Here is a 23,818-nt window from a genome sequence, read left to right on the forward strand (position 1 = left end):
ACTGCGCCCGGTCGGCCTCACGCGGGGCGGCGCATCTGGAGTTCGTACAGACCGGTGATGCGGGGGTGCGGCACCCGTACCCCGGTGTCCACGAAGCCCAGCTTCTGATAGGCCCGGTAGGCGCGGTCGTTGCCGACCACCACCTCCATCATCAGCTCGGGCCGCCCGCAGGCGCGCGACCAGGCGGCCACCTCGTCGACGAGCGCGGCGAGCAGGCCGCTGCCCCGCCGGGCCGGTGTCACGTAGACCGCGTAGACGAGCGTCAGGCCCGGCTCGTCCGGCGCGGCGGTGCCGCCGGCGTGGCCGACCAGGCGGCCGCCCGGGTCGGCCACGAACTGCGCGGTGTGGTCGCCACGGGAGACGGCCGCGATCCGGGCCGCGAACTCGGTGTGCGGCCGGGCCGCGGCCTCGGCCACTGTCTCCAGGAACGCCAGCGGGGCGTCGGCCAGCATCTCCAGCCGGAGCGCCCGCATCCGTGCGGCGTCCTCCGGCCGGACCCGGCGGACGGTGGTCATGGTGGTCGCGCTGGTCATGCCGCATGCATACCGGACGGCCCGGCGCGCGTGTGCGACCGGGCCATCCAACCCCCGGAATATGCCCGATTTGTGGTCGTGCGCCGTCGTCACGCCTCGTGTAGCGTGCGATTTCGGTCACTGAATTCAGCATCGCCGATTGCTGAGCCTGTGCACCGCCGGTGCCGGTCCGCCGGTTTCCGGGTCTTGGAACGCCGCGCAGAGTGAGGAAGTGCACCGTGGCACAGGGCACCGTGAAGTGGTTCAACGCCGAAAAGGGCTACGGCTTCATCGCCGTCGACGGCGGGCAGGACGTCTTCGTCCACTTCTCCGCGATCGAGATGGACGGCTACAAGGCGCTCGACGACGGCCAGCGGGTCGAGTTCGAGATCGCGCAGGGGCAGAAGGGTCCGCAGGCCGAGCGGGTCCGCGTCATCGCCTGACCTCCGCCCGCCGGGCGGTTCCGCAGCCGGGTCCGCCGATCGGGGGGCTGCGGTGCGAGCGCGCACAGTGGAAGATCGAGAGCCGTTCCAGCCGTAGCCGCTGAGGAGGGCTCGTGTCCGATCTGCCTCCGCCGGGTCCCGCCGAACCGGTGCCGCCGACGCCGTCCGGTCCACCGGCCGACCCGACCGCGCCCCCGGCCACCGATCCGACGTCGTCGAGGGCCACCGGGCCGTCCGTGCCCGCTCCCGACCCGGCACCCGCCGATCCGTGGGCCGACCAGACCGGCCACGGCCCGAGCATTCCGCAGCAACCCGGGCCCGGAGCGCAGCCCCCCCACCCGAACCCGCCCGGCCCGGCCGCGCCCGCCGACCCGGCCACCCCGCCCGGTGGAGGCGGTCCGCCCGCCACGTACCCGCCGGGCCAGAGCGGATCACACGGCACCCCGACCCCGGGCTGGGGCGCCCAGTCCGGCTGGACCGCGCCGGGTGCCGTCCCGCCCTCCGGCTACCCCCCGATGCCCGGCTACCCCACGCCGGGCCACCCGAGCGGTGCTCCGCAGGCGGGCTGGCCCGGCCCCGGGTACCCGCCGCATCCGATGCCCGGCGCCGCCTACCCGATGCCCGGCGGCTGGCCTTCCGGCATCAACCCGCAGGACCCGCTCGTCAACCCGCCGCACGCGGGCATCGGCCCCTGGTTCGCCCGTTGCTGGGGAGCGCTGCGGCGCGGCTGGCGGCAGCTCGTGCCGATCGTGCTGCTCACCCAGGTCCTCCCGGCGGCGGTGATCGGCGTCCTCACGCTCCTCGTCGCCCCCGACGGGCAGATGGCGACCGCGCCGGACGGCTCGCCGAGGCTGCCGGAGGGCTTCTGGCAGCAGACGCTCGGCTTCTACGGCACGATCCTGTTCGCCGGGCTGATCTTCGGCGCGCTCCAGGCGATGGGCTGGGCGGCGGGAACCTGGGTGATGACCCGGCAGGCGGCCGGTGAGCCGGCCGGGCTCGGTGCCGCCCTCCGGTACGGGCTGAGCCGTGCCCTCGGGCTCTGGGGCTGGACCATCGTGGTGTCGCTGCTGGTCACGCTCGGCGCCTGCTTCTGCCTGCTGCCCGGCGTCTACGTCGCCGTCGCGCTCGTCCTGTTCGGTCCGGTCTACCTGTTCGAGCGGAGTGATCCGGTCGGGCGGTCGTGGCGGTTGTTCCACAGCCGGTTCCTCATGGTGCTGGGCCGGGTCATGCTCGTGGTGGCGGCGCTGGTCGCGGCGGCGCTGCTGGACGTCGTGCTGAGCGGGATCAACACGGCGGTGTTCGGGGTCGAGCCGTTGGGTGCGGTGGGCACCGCGATCGGCGCGGTGACGATGACCGTTCTCAGCGCCGTGGTGGCTGTCCCGGCCTACCTTGCGCAGCAGGTGGGGCTGGTCGTCACGTACGCCGAGCAACGGGCCCAGGAAGGCCCGGTGAGCGCGGCCCAGCTGGCGGCGGAACTCGGCTGAGCGGGGCTGTCGTGCTTGCACTCGGCTAGGGAGAGTGCTAAACAAGTCATTGGCACTCGCGTACGGTGAGTGCCAGAAGGTCGGGGCGGTAGGGCCACGGCCGCACCGGTGTCCCAGGTGGCGCCGGAGCGGTACGAGGCCGGTCGTCGCGGGCTGTCCGGCCCGACCGAGGAGACGTCGTCGTCGCCAGGTGGCGACGTCCCCAAGGTGCGTACACCAGACGGCCCATCCGGGCATCCCGGGTGGCCCGTGAGTGTCCAGGAGGACAACGCCGTATGGCCAAGATGATCGCGTTCGACGAAGAGGCGCGCCGCGGCCTCGAGCGGGGCATGAACCAGCTCGCCGACGCCGTGAAGGTGACGCTCGGCCCCAAGGGCCGCAACGTCGTGCTCGAGAAGAAGTGGGGTGCCCCCACCATCACCAACGATGGTGTGAGCATCGCCAAGGAGATCGAGCTCGAGGACCCGTACGAGAAGATCGGCGCCGAGCTGGTCAAGGAGGTCGCGAAGAAGACCGACGACGTCGCCGGTGACGGCACGACGACGGCGACCGTCCTGGCCCAGGCCCTGGTCCGTGAGGGTCTGCGCAACGTGGCCGCCGGCGCCAACCCGATGGCCCTGAAGCGGGGCATCGAGGCGGCCGTGGCCAGCGTCTCGGAGGAGCTGCTCAAGCTCGCCAAGGACGTGGAGACCAAGGAGCAGATCGCCTCCACCGCCTCCATCTCCGCCGCCGACCCCAGCGTCGGCGAGATCATCGCCGAGGCGATGGACAAGGTGGGCAAGGAAGGTGTCATCACCGTCGAGGAGAGCAACACCTTCGGCCTGGAGCTCGAGCTCACCGAGGGCATGCGCTTCGACAAGGGCTACATCTCCGCCTACTTCATGACCGACCCGGAGCGTATGGAGGCCGTCTTCGACGACCCGTACATCCTGATCGTCAACAGCAAGATCTCGTCGGTGAAGGACCTGCTCCCGATCCTGGAGAAGGTCATGCAGTCGGGCAAGCCGCTGCTGATCATCGCCGAGGACCTGGAGGGCGAGGCCCTGGCCACCCTGGTGGTCAACAAGGTCCGTGGCACCTTCAAGTCGGTCGCCGTCAAGGCGCCGGGCTTCGGTGACCGCCGCAAGGCCATGCTGACCGACATCGCCATCCTCACCGGTGGCCAGGTCATCAGCGAGGAGGTCGGCCTCAAGCTGGACGCGACCGGCCTCGAGATGCTGGGCCGCGCCCGCAAGGTCGTGGTGACCAAGGACGAGACCACCATCGTCGACGGTGCCGGCGACGCCGACCAGATCCAGGGCCGGGTGAACCAGATCCGGGCCGAGATCGACAAGAGCGACTCCGACTACGACCGGGAGAAGCTGCAGGAGCGTCTGGCCAAGCTGGCCGGCGGTGTTGCGGTGATCAAGGTCGGCGCGGCCACCGAGGTCGAGCTGAAGGAGCGCAAGCACCGCATCGAGGACGCCGTCCGCAACGCGAAGGCCGCCGTCGAGGAGGGCATCGTCCCGGGTGGTGGCGTCGCGCTGGTGCAGGCCGGCAAGACCGCCTTCGACAAGCTGGACCTGGCCGGCGACGAGGCCACCGGCGCGCAGATCGTCAAGGTCGCGCTGGACGCCCCGCTGCGGCAGATCGCCGTCAACGCCGGCATGGAGGGTGGCGTCGTCGTCGAGCGGGTCCGCAACCTCGACCCGGGTCACGGCCTCAACGCCGCGACCGGCGAGTACGTCGACCTGCTGGCCGCGGGCATCATCGACCCGGCCAAGGTGACCCGTTCCGCCCTGCAGAACGCCGCCTCGATCGCCGCGCTGTTCCTCACCACCGAGGCCGTCGTGGCGGACAAGCCGGAGAAGACCCCGGCCGCCCCGGCTGGCCCGGGTGGCGGGGAGATGGACTTCTGAGTCCAGCTCCATCCAGTACGCCGAAGGGGGCGGGCCGCGTCAGCGGTCCGCCCCCTTCCGCGTACCCGTCAGGTGGGCAGCCGACGCTGGTTGCGCCGCTTGTGCGCCCTGTCGTACGGCGGTGGCAGCCGCCTCGGCTCGTCCACCGGCTGCCGTGGCTCCTCCACCGGCTGCCGGTCCGCGCCGCTGCGTTCGGCGAGCTGCTCGGCGTCGCCGATGTCGAGCCGGTCGAACGGGAGCTGGGCGGGACGCTCGTCGGCCGGATCCTCGGCCCGTTCGTCATTCGTGGTCATGCACCGCCTCCTCTGCCCCGACGTAGAGCCCGACCGTAGAGCCCGGTCGATGACGAAGGAGACCGAATGGCGCTATTGGCGTCTATGCGCCGCTTATGGCTTTCCGGTAGAGGAAGAACACCCGCTCGATCCGGGCCCCGGCCGCGTTCGAGTAGAACGGCACCGGCCCCACCCAGCCGATCTGCGCCGCGCCGATCCCGGCCGCCGCCTGGTCGCGCAGGCAGCGGCGCAACAGCACGCCGCCGATACCGGAGCCCTCCGCCTCCGGCGCGGTGCCCATCGGCCCGAACCAGCTCGGCCGGGCCGACCCGTACGCGGCGAACCCGAGGATCGCGCCGTCGCGCTCGGCGAGGTGCGCGCCCGCGTCCGGCCGCCCGACCGAACCGGCCAGCTCGCCGTCCCAGGTGCCGCCGAACGTGGACCTGGCGAACGCGGTGAGCGCCGGCAGGTCGTCCGGGGTCGCGCGGCGTACCGTCACGCCCCGCCCGGCCAGTCGCTGCTCGGCGGCCTCGGTGGAGCGCAGCGCCGCCGACCCCTCGGCCAGGTCGGCGGTCATGTTCCAGGCGGTACGGTCCTGCCGGTAGCCGAGCCGCAGCGCGGCGCAGACCGCCGGCGTGTAGCGCACGTCGATGCCCGGCCAGGCGTAGTGCGGCGGGTTCCCGGCGAGCAGCACCTCGGCCGCCCCGAGCGCGCCCAGCCGCCGTTCCGCCTCGCCCAGCAGCGCCTGGCCCACGCCCTGACGGCGTTCCGTCGGCGCGACCGCGATCAGGTCGACGTGGCCGAGGCGCGGATCCGCCGCCGACAGCGACCCGACGAGTACGCCGGCCAGCGCGCCGTCGCGTACCGCGCCGAGGCGCAGCACCGGGCGGTCGGCGTCGGCCCGCTCCGCCACGGTGGCCACCACCGCTGACGCCTCGGCCGCGTCCTCCGGCAGGTCGAGCGACAGCCGGCACAGCTCGACCATCTCGGGCAGCCGGTCCCGGCCCAGCTCGATGATCCCCACGTCCATGGACGCCGACCCTAGGGCATACGGCAGGTCAATGGACAGGGTTGTTAACCGGTCGTGGCCGCGCGCACCGCCGCGTACGCGTCGACCAGCCCGGCGCCGGAGACGTCACCCGGTCCGCCGCACGCGTCGGTGGGCGACGCGACCGGCCGGGCGGTGTCGCGCAGAATCGCCCGGGTCCGCTCCAGGTCCCCGATCAGTGCCGGGTTCGCCGACCACATCAGCGCCACCACGCCCGCCACCTGCGGCGTGGCCATCGAGGTGCCGTCCAGGGCCGCGTACCCGCCACCCGGCATCGCCGAGACCACATCGGCGCCGGGGGCGACCAGGTCCGGCTTGTCCTTGCCGTCCGGTGCCGGGCCCCGGCTGGAGAAGGCGGTGACGCGGCGCTGCCGGTCCACCGCCCCGACGGTCAGCACGTCCGGGTACGGCGCGGGCGGGTCGGCGATGGAGCCGCACGACGGGCCGGTGTTCCCGGCGGCGGCGACCACCAGGATGCCGGCGGCGGTCAGCGCGGCGGTCGCCGGTCGCAGCGCGCCCGGGTCGCAGCCCTCCACCGGCGGGCAGCCCCACGAGTTGGTCAGCACGTCCGGGGCGCGGGAGGGCCGGCCGTCGGTGAGCGGGTTCCCGCCCGGCGGGAACGGGGCCAGCATGAACTGGAGACAGTCGAGGTAGCGGGCCGGGCTGCCCATGTTGCGGTCCAGGTTGACGCAGCCGACCCAGCTCGCGCCGGGCGCGACCCCGATCCCGTCCCGGCCGACCGCGCTGCCGAGCGTGTGGGTGCCGTGGCCACCCCTGTCGGCCGGGGCGCGGCGGCCCTCCCACGGGTCGTACCAGGAGTCGTCGCCGCCCCGGAAGCCGCCCGCGAGCGCCGGGTGCCGGCCGTCCACCCCGGAGTCGGAGCTGCCCACCACCACACCGGACCCGGTGACCCCGAGATCCGACCAGACGCGGTCCGCGCCGATCAGTGAGATGTTCCAGGCCGGCCCGGCCGGGGCCGGCAGGTCGCCGCGCGCCTGCGGGGCGGGCGCGGGCAGCGGGCGCACCCGCTGGCTGACCAGCACCCGGGCCACCTCGGGGCGGCTGGACAGCCAGGCGCGCACCGCCGGCCCGCCGTCCGTCTCGATCGCGTTGACCAGGTAGTACGGCGTCGGGTTCAGCCGCATCCGGGTCAGCGTGCCGCGCAGGTCGTCCTGCGTGCGGTCGGCTGTCGCCACCAGCCGCCGGTAGACCTCCGTCGCCCGGGCGTCCCGCCCGGCCCGGCCCGGCGTGCCGGCCGGCAGGCCGGTCAGCTCGGCCTGCTCGCGCAGCACCACCAGTAGCCGCTCGCCGTACAGTCCGGGCTGGCCGGGGACGACGTACACGACGGCGACGGCGGCGAGCAGCGCGGCGGCGGCCAGCGCGGCCGGGCCGCGCCGGGGCGCGCGGGCGCGGGACCGGGCGAGCAGGACGCCGTACCCGACGGCGAGGACGACCGCGACGGCGAACGTCACGCCGGTGCCCACCGCGACCCAGAACGGCGTGTCGCGGGTGGTGGCCAGCAGGATGCTGATCTCCTCCGGGTCGGTGAAGGCGAGCGGTCCCACCAGGGCGAGCCCGACCAGCCAGCGTGCCGGCGCGGGCCCGGCCGGCCGGCCCGCGTGGCGGGCCGCCGCCTCCAGTGCGGCCAGCACGAAACCGAGCGGCGGCAGCAGGAGCAGCGCCGGCAACTGCACGCCCGACTGCCCGGCGCCGGCCGCGAGCGGCGTCAGCGCGACGCCCGCGACCAGGCCGCCGACCAGCACCAGCCGGGCCGGGCCGGGCCCGAACGAGGCCCAGAAACCGGTGCCGAGCAGCACCCCGGCGAGCGCGCCCAGCGCGGCGGCGGCCAGTCCGGCGAGAAGCGTCTCCAGCGCACCGCCCAGCGCGCCGACCCAGGGCCACGGCAGCAGCACGGCCAGCCCGGCCGCGACCGCGAGCAGCGACACCGGCCCGAACCGGCCCTCCGGGACCGTGTCCACGACGACCGGTGGCCGGACGCGGCCGAGGCGGGCGGCGACGAGCGCGAGCACCGCGCCGGTGATCGCCAGCGCGGCCAGGTACGCCTCGTGGTGCACCGGCGGCACCGCCCGCAGCAGCGTGGTCGCGCCGAGCGCCACCACGGCGGAGGTCCAGGCCCGGCCGGTCGCCCGCAGCGCCGGGGAACGCGGCGCGAGCGCCAGCGCCAGCGCCGGTGCGCCGGCCAGCAGCACCGTCGCCACCGCGACCACCGGCCACGCCACCACCGGCCGGTCCGTGCCGGTCACCAGCGCCACCTGGTCGGCCAGCCAGCCGATGATCTGGCCCGGCACGGTGAGCAGCACGATCCACACCCCGGTCGCCACCGCCGCGACGACCGGCCACGGCCCGCTCGGACGCGGTGGCGACGGCGGTACGGGGACGAGCGGCGGACCGGTCAGCATGGTCATCACGGTACGGCCGGGCCGTGTCGCCGCGCGCCCTGGACGGTTACCGTTGACTGGTGCGTGACCCGAGTGTGTCCCGATCCACGGCCGGCCGGCTCTCCGCCGAGCGCCGCGCCGACGACCTGCGCCGGCTCCGGGCCGAGCGGTTCGACGTGCTGGTCATCGGCGGTGGCGTGACCGGAGCGGGCGCCGCGCTCGACGCCGCGTCCCGAGGGCTGAAGGTCGCCCTCGTGGAGGCGCGTGACTACGCCGCCGGCACGTCCAGCCGATCCAGCAAGCTGATCCACGGCGGCCTGCGCTACCTGGAGCAGTTGGAGTTCCACCTGGTCCACGAGGCGCTGACCGAGCGCGGGCTGCTCGCCACCCGGCTCGCACCGCACCTGGTCCGGCCGGTGCCGATCCTGGTGCCGCTGCCCGCCGAGGGCGGTGCGCGGGACCTGCCCCGGCGGTTCTTCCGCCGCTCCTACTACGGCCTCGGCGTGGCCGCGTACGACGCGTTCGCCGGGGTGTTCGGCGGCGGGCGGGGCATGCCGCTGCACCGGCACCTCACCCGCGAGGGCGCCCGGCGGATCTTCCCCAGCCTGCGGCCGGACAAGCTGGCCGGCGCGATCCGCTACTACGACGGCCAGGTCGACGACGCCCGCCTGGTGGTGACGCTGGCGCGCACCGCGGCCAGCCTCGGCGCGACTGTGGTGACGAGCGCCCGCGCGGTCGGCCTGACCCGGCAGGCCCGGGAGGTCACCGGCGTGCGGGTCCGCGACCTGGAGGCGCCCGCCGGCTCGCCGGACACCGAGTTCGAGGTACGCGCCCGCACCGTGATCGCCGCCACCGGTGTGTGGAGCGACGACATGTCGCGGATGCTCAACGACGTCGGGCTGCGCCCGAAGCTGCGGGTCCGCGCCTCCAAGGGGGTGCACCTGGTGGTGCCCCGCTCGGCGATCGTCGGCGAGACCGGCCTGATCCTGCGTACCGCGACGAGCGTGCTGTTCGTGATCCCGTGGGGCGGGCACTGGATCATCGGCACCACGGACACGGACTGGCAACTCGACAGGTCCCACCCGGCCGCCACCGCGAGCGACATCGACTACCTGCTGTCGCAGGTCAACATGGTGCTGGACCGGCCGCTGACCACCGCCGACATCGAGGGCGTCTACGCCGGGCTGCGCCCGCTGCTGGCCGGCGAGGCGGACTCCACCTCGAAGCTGTCCCGCGAGCACGCCGTGGTGGAGCCGATGCTCGGCCTGCTGCTGGTGGCGGGCGGGAAATACACCACCTACCGGGTGATGGCCTCCGACGTGGTGGACCGCGCGATGCACCGGCTCGGCCGGGCCCGCTCCTCGCGTACCGCCGACCTGCCGCTGCTCGGCGCCGACGGGTACGCGGCCATGTGGCGGGACCGGGCCGACCTGGCCCGCCGGCACGGGGTGGCGGTCGGGGTGGTCGAGCACCTGCTGGAGCGCTACGGCACGCTCACCCTCGACCTGCTCGCCCTGGTCGACGCCGATCCGTTGCTCGGTTCGCCGCTGGCCGGCGCACCCGAATACCTGGCCGCCGAGGTGACGTACGCCGCCCGCGCCGAGGGCGCGCTGCACCTGGAGGACGTGCTGACCCGGCGTACCCGGATCTCGATCGAGACCAGCCACCGCGGCCTGGAGTCGGCGGAGCACGCCGCGGAGCTGATGGGCGCGGTGCTCGGCTGGGACGCGGCGACCCGGGACCGGGAGGTCGCCCACTACCGGGCGCGGGTGCTGGCCGAGCGGGAGTCGCAGCTCATGCCGGACGACATCGCTGCCGACGCGGCCCGCCTCGGAGCGCCCGACGTACGCGGGTTCGCGGCCGACCGGGGAACCGACGGCCCGGGCGTTGAACTTCCGGCCTCCCCCAGGTAGGGGATCCCCGACCCGGGCCGCTCGGCCGGTAGTGCGCGCTACCTACGGAAGTGTAGGTTTCCCGGCGTGGTCCGCCCGTCCTGGTTGCGCCTCCCCGCCCTGTCCGCAGTGGTCCTGCTGGCTCTGACCGGTTGCTCCTTCGGCCGGGCCGAGGGTGCCACGACACCCGGGGCGGCGGGCGCTGCCGCTCCGACCCCGGACGGCAGGCGCGTCTCCCTGGTGCAGCGGCTCGGCGACGGCCCGGTCCGCCACCTCGACGTGGACCCGTCCGGCCGCTGGCAGTGCCGCGACTGCGCCGGTGACGGCGTGGACGCCACCGGCACGCTGAACCCGGAGCAGACGAAGCGGCTCCAGCGGATGCTCGCGGACCCGGCGATCGCGAAGGAGACCGACCAGGCCCGCGGCTACAAGCAGGGCTGCATCGGTGTGCTGACGTCGACGCTGCTCGTGCCGCCGGACCTGACGGTCACCATCCAGGACTGCCCGGGCGAGCCCAAGCCGAAGGTCGCCTACGACGTGCTGCTGCTCGTCACCCAGGCCACGCCGGCCGAGGACAAGGGCTAGAAGACCTTCCCGGGGTTGAACAGCCCCGCCGGGTCCAGCGCCGCCTTGATCGCCTGGTGCACGCGTACGCCCACCGGGCCGATCTCGTGGGCCAGCCAGTCCCGCTTGAGCAGCCCGACGCCGTGTTCCCCGGTGCAGGTGCCGCCCAGTTCCAGCCCCAGCCGCATGATCTCGTCGAAGGCCCGCCGGCCCCGGGCCAGGCTCGCCGGATCCGCCCGGTCGACCACGATGTTCGGGTGCATGTTGCCGTCGCCGGCGTGCCCGACCACCCCGATCGGCACCTGGCACGCCTCGGCGATCCCGGCCACCCCGTCGAGCAGCTCCGCGAGCCGGCCGCGCGGCACCGCCACGTCGTCGATGACCAGGCCGCCGTTGCCGCCCGGGAACGTCTGCGCCGCGAACCGCTCCATCGCCGGGTGGGCCAGCCGACGCGCCTGGAGCAGGGCGGCGGCCTCGGTCGCGTCGGTGGCCGCGTAGACCTCGTCGGCACCCGCCGCGGTGCACACCTCGGCCAGCCGGGCCAGGTCGTCGGCGGCCCGGGAGCCGGTGTCCACCGCCGCGAGCAGCAGCGCCTCGGCGTCGGTGCGCAGACCCATCGGCCGGTACGCCTCGATAGCCAGCAGATGGGTGCGGTCCAGCAGTTCCAGCAGGCTCGGCGTGAGCCCGCGCTCGGCGATCCCGGCGACCGCGCCACCTGCCGCCGCCACCGTGGGGAAGACCGCGACCAGGGTCAGCGACTCCTCCGGGGCCGGACGCAACGCCACAGTCACCTCGGTGATCACGCCGAGCGTGCCCTCCGAGCCCACGAAGAGGCGGGTCAGGTCGTACCCGGCGACCCCCTTGGCGGTGCGCCGCCCGGTGCGCAGCACCTCACCGGAGGCGAGCACCACCTCCAGGCCCAGCACGTACTCGCTGGTCACGCCGTACTTCACGCAGCACATGCCACCGGCGTTGGTGGCCACGTTGCCGCCGATCGTGGACGACTCCCACGAGCCGGGATCCGGCGGATACCAGAGGCCGTGCTCCCGTACCGCGCGGGCCAGCGCCGCGTTCACCACGCCCGGCTGCACCACGGCGATCCGGCCCACCGGGTCGATCTCCCGGACCTGGTCCATCGCCACGGTGCTCACCACCACCGCGCCGTCGACCGCGTTCGCCGCGCCGGCCAGCCCGGTCCGCGCGCCCTGCGGCACCACCGGTACGCCGTGCCGGCCGGCCGCACGGACCACCGCCACCACCTCATCGGTGCCGCGGGGACGCACCACCACCAGCGGGGTACCCGAGTCGCACAGGTCGGCCTCGTCGCGCTCGTGCCCGGCCAGCAGGTCCGGATCGGTCAGCACGGCGGCGTCGCCGAGCGCGGCCCGCAGGTCGTCGAGCAGGGGATGGGCGGCCATGCCGGGAAGGCTACCGGCGTACCGTCTGTTGCCGTGCTCTACCTGGACCCGCCCACCGTGCCCTGGCGTGGCCGGCTCTGGTCGCACCTGATCAGCGACGTGTCGTACGCCGAGCTGCACGCGTTCGCCGAGCTGCTCGGCGCACCCCGGCGCGGCTTCGACCGCGATCACTACGACCTGCCCGCCGAGCGGTTCCGGGCGGCGGTCTGGCTGGGCGCCACTGTCGTGCCGTCACGGGAGATCGTCCGGCTGCTGCGGGACGCCGGCCTGCGCCGCCCGAAGCACCGCGTCTCAGCTGAGCGTGGTCAGCTCCCGGGACAGGTTGGCCCGGGCCCGGACCTCCCAGCGGGCGTGCGGCTCGGGTAGCCGGTAGAGCGCCGGCAGGGCGAGCAGGTGCCGCAGCACGGCGGCCCGGCCGGTGCGGAAGTCCGGCTCGGGCACGTGCGCGTACTCGGCGCGGATCGCGGCGGCGTACCTGTCGTAGCGCTCCGCCGGGGCCGCGAGCACCGCCAGGTCCGCGTCGCACAGCAGTGCGCCGTCCGGGTCGTCCGGCCCGACCGCGTGACCGGCGGTGAGCAGCACCAGGCGGCGTACCCCGGTCACCGTCGCGGCCGGGAGCCCGGCGGCGGCCAGCAGTTCGCCGGCCAGGTCGGCGCTGGCCCGCTCGTTGGCGTCGCCCGCCGCGCGCGGGTCGTAGACCGCGTCGTGGCACCACGCCGCCAGCCGGACCAGGTCCGCGTCGCGGGCCAGACCGGCGTACGCGTCGACCACGTCGAGCACCGCGCGCAGGTGCGCCTCGTCGTGGTAGCGCCGGTGCGGCTCCCGCCAGGCCGCCAGCAGCCGGACGCCGGCCCGGTCGGCCGCCGCCGGATCCGTCGCGCCCGCCGCCCGTGCCGTGTCCCGCCACCGCGCCCTCAGGTCGTCCACCGGGTGCAGTCTGCCCCACCGGGCAGTGGACCGGGGATTCAGCGGGTTCGTCGCGGGTAGTACCCGCCATGGCCCGGGACCGACGTCTGCCGTTCCTTCGTCGCGGCAACCCGCGTGACGGGTCGGCCGACCGCGACGGGCAGCGGATCGCCTCCGCGATGGAGGGGCTGCGGCACCGGGGCAAGGCCACCCTGCACGACCGGCTGCACCGGGTCCGTACCGCGTTCGGCCTGGCGGTGCAGGCCGGGCTCGCCGCCGGCCTGGCGTACCTGGTCTCCCACCGGCTGCTGAAGAACCCCCAGCCGGTCTTCGCCCCGATCTCCGCGGTGGGCACGCTCGCCGCCTCGGTGGGGCAGCGGTTCCGGCGTACGGTCGAGCTGATCGCCGGGGTGGCGGTCGGCGTGCTCGTCGGCGACGTGCTGATCTACTTCGTCGGCACCGGCGCGTGGCAGCTCGCCCTCGTGGTGACCTCGGCGATCCTGCTGAGCATCTTCGCCGGGGCGAGCGTGGCCATCGTGATCCAGGCCGCGGCCACGGCGGTGCTGATCGTGACGCTCAGCCCGTCCACCGAGAACCTGGAGTTCCCCCGCTTCGTCGACGCGTTGCTCGGCGGCGGCATCGCGCTGCTGGTCACCGCCATCCTGCTGCCGCTCAACCCGCTGCGGGTTATCAACCGGGCCGCCCGGCCGGCCCTCGACCTGCTCGCCGACCAGCTCGACGCGGGCGCCGAGGCGCTGCGCAACCGGGATCGGGACGCGGCCCAGCGGGCCCTGTTCCGGCTGCGCGAGAACAAGGAGGAGCTGGCCGCGCTCTCCGAGGCGATCGAGGGCGCCAAGGAGACGAGCACGCTCTCACCGGCCCGGTGGCACCGGCGCAGCGAGCTGACCCACTACGCCGAGGCGGCCGACCCGATCGACCGGGCCATGCGTAACAGCGGCACGCTGGTCCGCCGCGCGGTCACCATGATCGAGGACTCCGAACCGGTCCCGGAGCCGATGCCCGACGCCATCGGTCACCTGGCCGAGTCGGTACGTCTGCTCCGGCAGGAGTTCGCCGCCGGGCAGGAGCCGGAACACGCCCGGGAACGGTCGCTGCGCGCGGTGAGCGAGGCCGGCCGGGCGTACGCCGACGGGGTGGGCTTCTCCGGCAGCGTGGTGATCGCCCAGGTGCGCACCACGGCGAGCGACCTGCTGGTGGCGTCCGGGATCGAGCAGGAGGAGGCGAACCGACTGGTCCGGCAGGCGTTCGGCGAGAAGGAACACCGGACCGGCGGCCCCACCGACCGCAGCCCGGCCGCCCATCCCCCCACAGCCCCACCCGTCGGCTGACCCCCGCCTCCTCGCCCCCCGCCCTCCCGCACCCAATCGCGTTGATCAAGGAGTTAACGGCCCCGCCAGATCGACTGGTACGCAAACTCCTTGATCACCGCCTCGATGCCGGTGGGGCGGGTGAACTCGTCCTGATCGACGGGGTGGGAGTGGGGTGGGGGCCGGGGGCGGCCGGTAGGCGGGTGCTCGTGAGCTGTTCGGGGGGCGCGGGCGTCGTGATGCGACCGGAACGGTGGGGCGCGGGTGACTACGCTGACCGCATGGCCGACACCCCGTCCGGCGGAGCCCTGCCGCCACCGTACGCGCCCGCCGCACCGCCGCCGGGGGCGCCGACGCCCGGGATGCCGCCGCGCCGGATCGGCTGGCGGCGGGTGTTCGTGCTGGCCGGGGTGGTGCTGCTGATCGCGGCAGGCGCGCTCTACATGGTCTACGAGCTGAGTGAGAGCCTGGGCGCGGAGGCGCTGCTGGTGGGCGCGGCCGCGTCGGTCCTGCCGGTGCCGGTGCTGGTCGCCTGCCTCCTGTGGCTCGACCGCTACGAACCCGAGCCGCTGCCCTACCTGGTCTTCTGCTTCGCCTGGGGCGCCTTCGTCTCCACCGCCCTCTCGCTCATCGTCAACCGGACCGGCGCGCGGCTCTTCGAGGACTGGGGGCTGCCCGCCGCGCTCACCGCGGTGCTTGTCGCGCCGTTCATCGAGGAGCTGACCAAGGCGGCCGGCCCGCTCCTGCTGCTGATCTTCCGGCGCCGGGAGTTCTCCGGGATCACCGACGGCCTGGTCTACTGCGGGCTGTCCGCGGTCGGCTTCGCCATGGTGGAGAACATCCTCTACCTGGGCGGGTACGGCTACCGCACCGGCGTGGAGCAGTACGGCCCGGCCACCGGCACGCAGCTGGTGATCGCGCTGTTCATCGGCCGGATCCTGCTGTTCGGCTTCGCCCACCCGCTGTTCACCTCGATGACCGGTGTCGGGCTCGGTATCGCCGCGCGTACCGCCGACCGGCGGGTACGGGTGCTCGCGCCGCTCGCCGGGCTGCTCCTGGCGATGATCCTGCACGGCACCTGGAACCTGCTGCCGACGCTGGCCCAGGCCATCGGGCAGCCGGTGATCGCGCTCTACGGCTTCATCGGCCTGATGATGCCGATCTTCTTCGCGATGGTCGGGCTGGCGGTCTGGCTGCGCGCCTGGGAGGGCCGGCTCACCGAGCGCACACTGCCCGACTACGTACGCGCGGGCTGGCTCACACCGCCCGAGGTGGCGGCGCTGGGCAGCCTGGGCCGGCGGCACGCGGCGCGTACCTGGGCGCGGCGGGTGGCCGGTGACGGCGGGCTACGCGCGATGCGCGGCTACCAGTTCGCCGCGACCCGGCTGGCGCTGCTGCGCGACGGGATGCGCCGGGGACTCGATCACAAGCCCGCCGAGCGGGAGCGGACGGCACGGGAGGAACGGGAGTTGCTGGACGCGATCGCCGCGTACCGGGAGTTCTTCGTCGGTCGTGACCCGCAGGCGCCGGTCGGGGTGTGGGACGGTCAGCGCTATCACCTGCGGTTCCCGGACGGTTCGCAGCGCCCGGTCGAGGCGCCGGACGACCCGGTGGTGCCGATCCCGGTGGTGCTGGCCCCGCCGCCCGCCTTCCCGCCGGGCGGCTACGGCCCGAGCGGTCCCGGTCCGGCCGGCTGGCACGGACCGGGCGCCGGCCACGGTCCGGGCGGCTGGCAGGGACCGGGTGCCGGCCACGGTCCGGCCGGCTGGCACGACCCGGGCGCGCCCTGGCATCCCGGGCGCTGACGCGGCATCCCGGCTGCTGGCCGCGCTCGGTGGCGGGGGTCAGCTCATCAGGCCGGTCAGGAAGTCACCGAGCCCCTGGGCGATGGCCATCAGCGCGGCCCCGATGCCCTTGAACACCTGCGCCGCCCCGTCCGGCCGGAACGCCATGAAGTAGATCAGGAACGCGAGGAATCCCCAGGCGAGGATCTTTTTGATCACTACCGGCATGGTGTCCCTCCCCAGGGGCGCGCTGAGGTGCCTGGGCTTCCCGCCGGGCAGCGCCGCAAACGGCGCCGCCGCGCAGCTACCGCCGCCAGAGGGGTGGGGCTACAGGTAGAGGCCGGTGGACCCGGCCGCGGTGCTCTCCACCCGCTCGGCCGCCACGGCGTGCACGTCCCGCTCACGCAGCAGCACGTACGCCCGCCCGTGCAGCTCGACCTCGGAGCGGTCGTCCGGGTCGAACAGCACCCGGTCGCCGGCCACTATCGCGCGGACGTTCGGCCCGACGCCGACCGCTGTGGCCCAGGCCAGCCGCTTGCCCACGGCGGCCGTCGCGGGGATCACGATGCCGGCGGTGGAACGGCGTTCGCCCTCACCACCCTCGGTACGCACCAGCACGCGGTCGTGCAGCAGGCGGATCGGCAGCCCGGCGTCGAGACTCTGGTCGGCGGTCACGCGAAGACGCTACCGCGTGGCCGTCAGCCGATTCCGGCGTGGTTGGTGAGAGTGCCGGGCGGGCAATGTGTGGCCGAGTCGCCCTAGGGTGGGGCGTACGGACGTTTCCTGTGCCCCCTGCGACCCGGTGGGGCTGATTTTGCCGGAGGTGCGCTTGAGCCGCATGGAGCGGATGCGCGGACGGCTCCGCCGTGCGTACGAGTCGGGCCGCGAAGCCGCCCGGACCCGGCGAGCAGCCGCCGCGGAGGCGGCGGACGGGGGCGTGGCCTCGCCCGCCTCACCGGGCCCGGCCGCCTCGCCGGAGGCGGCCGTGGTGGGCGTCGAGCCGCCGGCGGCGTTGCACTCGTCGACTGTGAGCCGGGACGACACCGAGGTGCCGCACGCGCTGCGCATCGCCGCCGCGTGGTGCTGGCGGCTGATCGTGATCGGCATCGTCACCTGGGCCCTGCTCAAGATCGTCGGCACGATCAGCATCGTGATCATCCCGTTGGCCGTCGCGCTGCTCCTCTCCGCGCTGCTCGCCCCGGCGGTCGGCTGGCTGCTCCGGGCCCGGCTGCCCCGCTCGCTGGCGACCGCCGTGGTGCTGGTCACCGGCCTGGCCGCTGTCGTCGGCACGCTCACGTTCGTGGTCAACGAGTTCATCAAGGGCGTACCGGAGCTGAGCCAGAAGTCCTCCGAGGGCGTACGGCAGATCCAGGACTGGTTCAAGACCGGGCCGCTGCACCTGTCCGACAGCCAGCTCAACCGCTACATCGACGAGGCGCAGAACTGGATCAACGGCAACACCGAGCGGTTCACCAGCGGTGCGCTCAGCACCGCCGCCACGCTCGCCGAGGTGCTCACCGGCACCGTCCTGGTCCTGTTCGCCACGTTCTTCTTCCTGCGCGACGGCAACAACATCTGGCGGTTCCTGGTCCGGCTGCTGCCGGTAGCCGCCCGCTGGAAGGTCGACGACGCCGGCCGCGCGTCCTGGGCGACGCTCGGTGCCTACGTGCGGGCCACGGTGCTCGTGGCCTTCATCGACGCGGTCGGCATCGGCATCTTCCTGGTGCTGTTCGACATCCCGTTCGCGTTCCCGCTGGCCGCGCTGGTCTTCCTGGGCGCGTTCATCCCGATCGTCGGCGCGTTCCTGTCCGGCGTGGTGGCGGTGCTGGTGGCGCTGGTCGACAGCGGCCCGGGCATCGCGCTGGTCATCCTCGCCGCGGTGGTCGGGGTGCAGCAGATCGAGGGCCACGTGCTCCAGCCGCTGATCATGGGCCGCGCGGTGGCCATCCACCCGCTCGCCGTGATCATCGGCATCGCCGCCGGAGTGGTGCTCGCCGGGATCGCCGGCGCGCTGGTCGCGGTGCCGCTGATCGCCGTACTCAACACGGCGGTGCGCCGGCTCTCCGCGCGTACCGTGCCGGACACCCCACCGGACGCGGTGGTGGTCGCCTCCCAGGCGCCCTGATCAGGCAAGACCCGCCGACGCCCGCGTCACCCCCGCCCGGGGAGGCGCGGGCGTCAGCTCTTGGCGAGCCGTTCCAGCGCGCCCCGGGCCACCTCCGGCCGGGTGGTGTACCAGAACGGCGGCAGCGAGCGGCGCAGGAACGGGCCGTACCCGCGGGCCGTCTCCAGCCGTGAGTCGAGCACCGCCACCACGCCCCGGTCGCCGGTGGCCCGGATCAGCCGGCCGACGCCCTGGGCCAGCCGGACCGCCGCGATCGGCACGCTCACCGCCGCGAACCCGGACCCGCCGCCGGCGTCCACCGCCGCCGCCCGTGCCGCCGCGAGCGGTTCGTCCGGGCGGGGGAACGGCAGCCTGTCGATCACCACGAGCTGGCAGGCGTCGCCCGGCACGTCCACCCCCTGCCAGAGCGACATCACCCCGAACAGGCAGCTCTCCCGCACCTCGCGGAACCGGCGCACCAGCAGCGGCAGCGCCTCCTCGCCCTGGAGCAGCACGGGCAGGTCGGTCCGCGCGCGGACCAGCTCCGCCGCCTGCTGCGCGGCCCGTCGCGACGAGAAGAGCCCGAGGGTACGACCACCGAGCGCCTCGACCAGCGCCAGCAGCTCCTCACCCGCCGGCCCGGGCAGCCCGGAGACGCTGGGGCGGGGCAGGTGCGCTGCCACGTACAGGATGCCCTGCCGGGCGTAGTCGAACGGCGAGCCGACGTCGAGCGAGCTCCAGCCCGGCCCCTTGGTCGCCGGTACGGTGCCGATCGATGCCCGGCTGCCCTCGGTGGCGGCCACCGGCGGCGTGACCGGTGAACGGCCGGCAGCGGCAGTGGTGGCGAGCGCGGCGGCGGCCGGGGACGGCGGGGCGGGCGGCGGCGCGTCCAGCCCCAGCGCCCGGGCCACCGTGTCGAAGCGGCCCCCCAGCGCCAGCGTCGCCGAGGTGGCGACCACCGTGCGCTCGTCGTACAGGTGGGTGGCGAGCGTGCCCGCCACCGACAGCGGCGCCACGACGAGCGCCCGGCGGCTGCCGTTGTCCGGCTTCTCGACCCAGGCGACGTCGTGGTCGGCCTCCTCCAGCAGCCGCTGGGCGGTGGTGGACAGCTCGTCCAGCACCGCCTTGGCCTGCTGCTTGCGTACCGGATCGGGGTCGTCGGCCTTCACGTCGCCGATCGCCTCCAGCGCGGCCCGGGTCGCCGAGTCCAGCAGCGTGCACGCCTCGCGCAGCGCGGGCGGCAGACCGGCGGTGAGCCGCCCGGCCGGCGCCTCGGCCAGCCCCACGGCGAGCGCGTCACCGGCCTCGGTGAGCCGCTCGGCCACGTCGGGGCGCAGCAGCGGCCGGGCCCGCCGGGTGGACCTGTCGATCAGCTCCGGCACCAGCTCGGCCTGGGCGGCCGACGACACCCGGTCGGCCAGCTCGTGCGCCTCGTCGACCACGAGCAGCCGGTGCGGCGGCACGATGTGCCGCCCGGCGAGCATGTCGACCGCGAGCAGGCTGTGGTTGGTGACCACGATGTCGGCCTCACGGGCCCGGGCGCGGGACGCCTCGGCGAAGCACTCCTGCCCGAACGGGCAGCGGCTCGCGCCGACGCACTCCCGGGCCGGCATGGACACGCTGCGCCACACCTGCTCGTCCACGCCCGGGTCCAGCTCGTCCCGGTCGCCGGTGGCGGTCTCCTCGGCCCAGTCGCGCAGCCGCTGCACCTGCTTGCCCAGCCGGCCCGCCTCGCCGAGCCACTTGGTGCCGCCGTTGCCGGGGCGCGGCGCGTCGAACAGCGCGTCGTCCGGCTCGTCCTCGACCGAGCTGTCCAGCCGGGCCAGGCAGAGATAGTGGTGGCGGCCTTTCAACACGGCGAAGGTGGGGCGGCGGCCCAGCACCGGCTCGACCGCGTCGGCCAGCCGGGGCAGGTCGTGCTCGACGAGCTGGGACTGCAACGCCAGCGTGGCGGTGGAGACCACCACCGGCCCGTCCACGGTCAGTGCCGGAGCGAGGTAGGCCAGGGACTTGCCGGTGCCGGTGCCGGCCTGCACCAGCAGGTGCTCACCGGAGGTGATGCTGCGCTCGATCGCCTCGGCCATCTGCTGCTGACCCGGCCGGGCCGCGCCGCCCGGAACCGCGCCCACCGCGGCGGTCAGCAGCTCCCCGGCACCGGGTCGGTTGCTCCGGCGCTTCCTGGGGACGGCCGGGCCGGTGGCGGTGCGGGACGGGGTCACCGTGCGACCGTACCCGCCGGCACCGACGGCGGTCCGGCCCCTCCGGCGGCGTGGCGGACGGCGGGTCGCGTCCGGTTACTTCCCGATCGCGTGGCGTGGCCGGAATCGGTTAGGGTGCCAGGCATGCCGAGCGACGTGGTCCGCGTGATCTACCGCAAGTACGACGGCAGCGCCCACCGCGACTACCCCGCCCGCCGGCTGGCCGAGGACGACCTCGGCGTCTGGCTCGGCGTGCCCGCCGGCACCGAGTCCGTCTACCACGGCCGCCCCTCGGTCGAGCAGATCCCGTTCGTCCTGCTGGTGCCGCACCACGGCTGGTGGACCGGCATGTTCAACCCGCCGCCGCGCACCAGCGAGGTCTACTGCGACATCGCCACCCCGGCCCGCTGGGAGGGCGAGGACACGGTCCACCTGATCGACCTCGACCTGGACGTGGTGCGCCGCCGCGAGACCGGCCTGGTCGAGCTGCGCGACGAGGACGAGTTCGCCGAGCACCGGGCCCGCTGGGGCTACCCGGACGACGTGGTCACCGAGGCCGAGGCGGCGTCCCGCTGGCTGCTCGGCGCGCTCGGCGACGGCACCGAGCCGTTCGCCACGTCGTACCGGAAGTGGCTTGCCGTGGTGGTCTGAGCCGGGTCACCAGCGCGGCGGCCAGACGGCGTCCGTCCCCAGCGGCGGCAGCTCACCGACCTTGTCCGGGTTGAGCTGGTTGAACACGCCGGTGATCCGCCCCTCGTGGACGGCGAACGAGGTGACCAGCCGCATGATCCGTCCGTCCCGGTAGGGGACCTCCCCCTGCCAGCCCAGCGCGCCGTCGACGAGCACCGGCCGTACCCGCATCGCGCCCCACTTGCGGGCCTGGCCGAACAGGCCGAGGAGCAGGCGTCCGGCCGCCTCCGCGCCGACCACCGGGCGGCGGGCCGCCGGGAAGTGGCCGCCGGAGTCGCCGATCGCCACCACGTCCGGGGCGAGCACCCGCACCAACTGCTCCAGCTCACCCGACTCCACCGCCGCGACGAACGCGTTGAGCACCCGTCGCTGCTCGGCCAGGTCGGCGCTGTGCCGGGGCGCGTCCGGCCCCTGCACCGCCCGGCGGGCCCGGGAGGCGAGCTGACGCGCCGCCTCCGGGGTCACCGCGAGCACGTCCGCCACGTCGCCGAACGGCACCGTGAACACGTCGTGCAGCACGAACGCCACCCGCTGCTCCGGCGTCAGCCGTTCCAGCACCACCAGCAGGGCGGTGCCGAGCTGGTCGGCCCGCACCGCCCGCTCGGCGGGGTCGGGCGCGAACCCGTCCGGCGTGGGCGCCGCGGTCACCACCGGCTCGGGGAGCCACTGACCCGGGTACGCCTCCCGGCGTACCCGGGCGGAGCGCAGCACGTCCAGGCAGATCCGGGAGCAGGTGGTGACGAGCCAGCCCCGCAGATCGCGTACGCGGGCGCGTTGCTCCGGATCGCTCAGCGCCCCGGAGAAGCGCAGCCAGGTCTCCTGCACGGCGTCTTCGGCCTCGCCGCGGCTGCCGAGCATCCGTCGCGCGATTGCCAGGAGACGCCCCCGTTCCGCCTCGAACTCCCCCGCAAGCTCGTCCACCCGCCCATTCTCCCGCCCACCGCCCGCGCCGGCTGCCCCGCCGCCCGCCGCCCCGCCCCCACCCCGCCCCCACCCCGCCCCCGCCCCGCCCCCGCCCCGTCCCGCCCACCCCGTCGATCTTGCACTTTCTGCCCCGACAAACGGCGCTTTCCGGGCGTGTCGGGGGCCGCAACCGCAAGAGCGACGGGGTGGGCGGGCGGGAATGGCCCGAGGGGGTGAGGATCGGGGGATGAGTGAGGTGGTGGGGCCCGAGGGCGGGCGGATGCGGGAGTTGCTGCGGGTGGGGTCCGGGGCGGTGGATCTGGCGGCGATCGATCCCCGGTCCACGCCGGGTCTGCCGGCGGCGGCCGGGCGCGGGCCCGGGCGCAAGGAGTGGGCGCGGGCCCAGGTCGAACTGGTCGGCGGGGAACTGGGGCGGCAGCAGGAGATGTTGTACGCCTCGGCGCAGGGCGCCGCCGGTCCGGGCAGCGCCACCAGCGCGCCGGCTCAGGCGGACGCCGGACTGGACGGGAACCGGCCGCGCCGGGTGCTGCTGGTGCTCCAGGCGATGGACTGCGGCGGCAAGGACGGCACCGTCAAGCGGGTGGCGGGCGCGATGAACCCGCTCGGGCTGCACATCCGCTCGTTCGGGCCGCCGACCGAGGAGGAGTTGCGGCACGACTTCCTGTGGCGGGTGCGCCGGGCACTGCCGCCACCCGGATATGTGGGCGTGTTCAACCGCTCGCACTACGAGGACGTGCTCATCGCCCGGGTCGAAGGGCTGGTCGACGAGGCGACCTGGCGATCCCGGTACGAGGTCATCAACGACTTCGAGCGGGAGCTGACCGAGCAGGCGGTCACAGTGGTGAAGGTCATGCTGCACATCTCGTACGCCGAGCAGGGCGAGCGGCTGATGGAGCGGCTGACCGACCCGACGAAGTTCTGGAAGTTCAACCCGAGTGACCTGGACACCCGGGCCCGCTGGGACGACTACCAGGCGGCGTACGCCGAGGCCATGGAGCGTTGCGGCACGGACGCCGCGCCCTGGTTCGTGGTGCCGGCGGACCGCAAGTGGTATCGCGACTGGGCGGTCGCCCACCTGCTGCGTGAGACGTTCGACGGGTTGGATCTGGGGTATCCGCCTGCCGATTTCGACGTTGAACGGGAGCGTGACCGGTTACGGAACCAACTCGGCGGGTGATCAGGTGAACGGAAGGTGAACGAGCGGTGAATCGGGCTTGACCACGGGTGGGCCGATCGAAAGCCGCCTGGACGCGGTCCCTAGCATGCGCAATGCAGACGCCCCGGAGGGCGACGGCCACCCTTCCACCGACACGACGAGGTCCGTGCTGTGAAGTTTTCCTTCCGTCCCACCGAGGGCGCTTTCTACGAGCTCTTCACCAGGGCCGCGCAGAACCTGGTGAAGGGGACCGACCTGCTCAACGAGCTGGGCCTGCCCGGCGCCGACGTGCAGTCGATCAGCGAGCGGCTGACCGACATCGAGCACGACAGCGACCAGATCACGCACGAGCTGTACAAGAAGATCAACTCCACGTTCATCACGCCGTTCGACCGCGAGGACATCTACCGGCTGGGCTCGCTGCTCGACGACGTGATGGACCACCTGGAGGCGGTCGGCAACCTGCTCTACCTGTACGGCCTGACCAAGCTCCCGTCGCTCCCACGCGAGCTGCACGAGCTGGTCAACGTGCTCGACCTGCAGGCCAAGCTCACCGCCGAGGCGATGCCCCGGCTGAAGTCGATGAAGGATCTCGAGGACTACTGGATCGAGTGCAACCGGCTCGAGAACGACGGCGACCAGGCGTACCGGATGCTGCTCGTACGTCTCTTCTCCGGCGAGTACGACGCGCTCACGGTGCTGAAGATGAAGGAGGTGGCCGACGAGCTGGAGGCCGCCTGCGACGCCTTCGAGCACGTGGCCAACACGGTCGAGACCATCGCGGTCAAGGAGTCCTGA

22 protein-coding genes are annotated in these 23,818 nt (G+C 74.2%); 12 read left to right on the forward strand and 10 right to left on the reverse strand.

Going from position 1 to position 23,818, the window contains the following annotated elements:
• Positions 1–17 precede the first annotated feature (17 nt).
• A complete protein-coding gene (locus tag ACGFIA_RS13620; RefSeq protein ID WP_357468977.1) occupies positions 18–533 on the reverse strand; it encodes a GNAT family N-acetyltransferase in 516 nt (171 codons plus the stop codon).
• A gap of 218 nt (positions 534–751) precedes the next feature.
• Here ACGFIA_RS13620 and ACGFIA_RS13625 point away from each other — a divergent pair, with 218 nt between their 5' ends.
• From ACGFIA_RS13625 to groL, 3 genes are all read left to right on the forward strand, one after another.
• Positions 752–955 (forward strand): cold-shock protein, encoded by a 204-nt coding sequence (locus tag ACGFIA_RS13625; protein WP_013288855.1) that lies wholly within the window; start codon positions 752–754, stop codon positions 953–955.
• Between the two features lie 113 nt (positions 956–1,068).
• The gene (locus ACGFIA_RS13630; RefSeq protein ID WP_357390149.1) at positions 1,069–2,439 is read left to right on the forward strand and encodes a hypothetical protein; all 1,371 of its coding nucleotides are present in this window, start codon (positions 1,069–1,071) and stop codon (positions 2,437–2,439) included.
• A 275-nt stretch (positions 2,440–2,714) separates the two neighbouring features.
• Entirely contained in the window at positions 2,715–4,337 is a 1,623-nt protein-coding gene (gene groL / locus ACGFIA_RS13635) for a chaperonin GroEL (RefSeq protein ID WP_357390147.1), read from the forward strand.
• A 68-nt stretch (positions 4,338–4,405) separates the two neighbouring features.
• Here the strand turns inward: groL and ACGFIA_RS13640 are convergent, their stop codons facing one another.
• From ACGFIA_RS13640 to ACGFIA_RS13650, 3 genes are all read right to left on the reverse strand, one after another.
• Positions 4,406–4,630, reverse strand: a complete 225-nt coding sequence (locus ACGFIA_RS13640; RefSeq protein ID WP_357468983.1) for a hypothetical protein — start codon at positions 4,628–4,630, stop codon at positions 4,406–4,408.
• Positions 4,631–4,712: 82 nt separating this feature from the next.
• Positions 4,713–5,639, reverse strand: a complete 927-nt coding sequence (locus ACGFIA_RS13645; protein ID WP_357468986.1) for a GNAT family N-acetyltransferase — start codon at positions 5,637–5,639, stop codon at positions 4,713–4,715.
• Positions 5,640–5,683: 44 nt separating this feature from the next.
• Positions 5,684–8,083, reverse strand: a complete 2,400-nt coding sequence (locus ACGFIA_RS13650) for a S8 family serine peptidase (RefSeq protein WP_357468989.1) — start codon at positions 8,081–8,083, stop codon at positions 5,684–5,686.
• A 68-nt stretch (positions 8,084–8,151) separates the two neighbouring features.
• On the opposite strand from ACGFIA_RS13650, the gene ACGFIA_RS13655 reads away from it, so the two are divergent.
• Positions 8,152–9,969 (forward strand): glycerol-3-phosphate dehydrogenase/oxidase, encoded by a 1,818-nt coding sequence (locus tag ACGFIA_RS13655; RefSeq protein ID WP_357390173.1) that lies wholly within the window; start codon positions 8,152–8,154, stop codon positions 9,967–9,969.
• Positions 9,970–10,035: 66 nt separating this feature from the next.
• Positions 10,036–10,533, forward strand: coding sequence for a hypothetical protein (locus ACGFIA_RS13660; protein ID WP_357390139.1), 498 nt, complete (start codon positions 10,036–10,038; stop codon positions 10,531–10,533).
• Here the strand turns inward: ACGFIA_RS13660 and ACGFIA_RS13665 are convergent.
• Positions 10,530–11,930: an FAD-linked oxidase C-terminal domain-containing protein gene (locus ACGFIA_RS13665; RefSeq protein ID WP_357468992.1), complete on the reverse strand. Its 1,401-nt coding sequence runs from the start codon at positions 11,928–11,930 to the stop codon at positions 10,530–10,532. The genes ACGFIA_RS13660 and ACGFIA_RS13665 overlap by 4 nt on opposite strands.
• 33 nt (positions 11,931–11,963) lie before the next feature.
• Here ACGFIA_RS13665 and ACGFIA_RS13670 point away from each other — a divergent pair, with 33 nt between their 5' ends.
• A complete protein-coding gene (locus ACGFIA_RS13670; RefSeq protein ID WP_357481011.1) occupies positions 11,964–12,296 on the forward strand; it encodes a DUF4031 domain-containing protein in 333 nt (110 codons plus the stop codon).
• Here ACGFIA_RS13670 and ACGFIA_RS13675 read toward each other — a convergent pair.
• Positions 12,222–12,857, reverse strand: coding sequence for a metal-dependent phosphohydrolase (locus tag ACGFIA_RS13675; RefSeq protein WP_357481008.1), 636 nt, complete (start codon positions 12,855–12,857; stop codon positions 12,222–12,224). The genes ACGFIA_RS13670 and ACGFIA_RS13675 overlap by 75 nt on opposite strands.
• 68 nt (positions 12,858–12,925) lie before the next feature.
• On the opposite strand from ACGFIA_RS13675, the gene ACGFIA_RS13680 reads away from it, so the two are divergent.
• The gene (locus tag ACGFIA_RS13680; RefSeq protein WP_393260102.1) at positions 12,926–14,185 is read left to right on the forward strand and encodes an aromatic acid exporter family protein; all 1,260 of its coding nucleotides are present in this window, start codon (positions 12,926–12,928) and stop codon (positions 14,183–14,185) included.
• A gap of 215 nt (positions 14,186–14,400) precedes the next feature.
• Complete coding sequence (locus ACGFIA_RS13685) at positions 14,401–15,969, forward strand: PrsW family intramembrane metalloprotease (protein WP_393260448.1); 1,569 nt, start codon at positions 14,401–14,403, stop codon at positions 15,967–15,969.
• 39 nt (positions 15,970–16,008) lie between these two features.
• Here ACGFIA_RS13685 and ACGFIA_RS13690 read toward each other — a convergent pair whose 3' ends face one another.
• On the reverse strand, positions 16,009–16,167 hold the full coding sequence (locus tag ACGFIA_RS13690; RefSeq protein WP_357469085.1) for a hypothetical protein: 159 nt from the start codon (positions 16,165–16,167) through the stop codon (positions 16,009–16,011).
• A 108-nt stretch (positions 16,168–16,275) separates the two neighbouring features.
• Complete coding sequence (locus ACGFIA_RS13695; RefSeq protein WP_357390128.1) at positions 16,276–16,623, reverse strand: co-chaperone GroES; 348 nt, start codon at positions 16,621–16,623, stop codon at positions 16,276–16,278.
• 163 nt (positions 16,624–16,786) lie between these two features.
• Between ACGFIA_RS13695 and ACGFIA_RS13700 the strand changes: the two genes are divergently transcribed.
• Positions 16,787–18,073 carry an AI-2E family transporter gene (locus ACGFIA_RS13700; RefSeq protein ID WP_357469076.1) on the forward strand — a complete coding sequence of 429 codons (1,287 nt, stop codon included), beginning with the start codon at positions 16,787–16,789 and terminating at the stop codon, positions 18,071–18,073.
• A gap of 53 nt (positions 18,074–18,126) precedes the next feature.
• Here ACGFIA_RS13700 and ACGFIA_RS13705 read toward each other — a convergent pair whose 3' ends face one another.
• On the reverse strand, positions 18,127–20,271 hold the full coding sequence (locus ACGFIA_RS13705; protein WP_357481000.1) for an ATP-dependent DNA helicase: 2,145 nt from the start codon (positions 20,269–20,271) through the stop codon (positions 18,127–18,129).
• 123 nt (positions 20,272–20,394) lie between these two features.
• Here ACGFIA_RS13705 and ACGFIA_RS13710 point away from each other — a divergent pair, with 123 nt between their 5' ends.
• Complete coding sequence (locus ACGFIA_RS13710; protein WP_357390124.1) at positions 20,395–20,901, forward strand: DUF402 domain-containing protein; 507 nt, start codon at positions 20,395–20,397, stop codon at positions 20,899–20,901.
• 6 nt (positions 20,902–20,907) lie between these two features.
• Here ACGFIA_RS13710 and sigJ read toward each other — a convergent pair whose 3' ends face one another.
• Positions 20,908–21,861, reverse strand: a complete 954-nt coding sequence (sigJ, locus tag ACGFIA_RS13715; RefSeq protein ID WP_357390122.1) for an RNA polymerase sigma factor SigJ — start codon at positions 21,859–21,861, stop codon at positions 20,908–20,910.
• 229 nt (positions 21,862–22,090) lie between these two features.
• Here sigJ and ACGFIA_RS13720 point away from each other — a divergent pair, with 229 nt between their 5' ends.
• Entirely contained in the window at positions 22,091–23,041 is a 951-nt protein-coding gene (locus ACGFIA_RS13720) for a PPK2 family polyphosphate kinase (RefSeq protein ID WP_357389276.1), read from the forward strand.
• Between the two features lie 150 nt (positions 23,042–23,191).
• The gene (locus tag ACGFIA_RS13725; RefSeq protein ID WP_030504473.1) at positions 23,192–23,818 is read left to right on the forward strand and encodes a DUF47 domain-containing protein; all 627 of its coding nucleotides are present in this window, start codon (positions 23,192–23,194) and stop codon (positions 23,816–23,818) included.

Origin of the sequence: Micromonospora sp. NPDC049203 (assembly GCF_043197215.1) — a bacterium.
Lineage (GTDB): Bacteria > Actinomycetota > Actinomycetes > Mycobacteriales > Micromonosporaceae > Micromonospora.